This is a genomic window from Peribacillus sp. SIMBA_075 (genome assembly GCF_046534585.1).
On record NZ_JAWRYN010000496.1, the window covers coordinates 1 to 276 of the forward strand.

Annotated in this window: 1 protein-coding gene; it reads right to left on the reverse strand. The window is 70.3% G+C overall.

Going from position 1 to position 276, the window contains the following annotated elements:
* A partial coding sequence (locus SB775_RS29150; RefSeq protein ID WP_410864703.1) for a glucosidase family protein occupies positions 1–276 on the reverse strand: 276 nt, incomplete at both ends.

Consider the following 276-nt stretch of genomic DNA (forward strand, 5'->3'; position numbering starts at 1 on the left):
GTTCCACCACTCCGGCCGCCCAGTGCGCGAACTGCCGATCGCCCGTCACTTCGACGTGCCGCCTGGCACCGATCGCCCACACCAGTTGATCCCACAGCTGATCGTCCTGCTGCACGACCGGTCCCCGTGCTCCCACCTCGGTGACCTCTCGCAGGGTCGCTTCAGCCAGCTCGGGGTCGAGGAGGCTGACGGCGCTCCACGAATTGATCGCGGCGTCGCGCGTCCACGGCGTCGGGTAGTCGGCGCCCGCGCACAGGATCCGCGAGCCGGCACTGG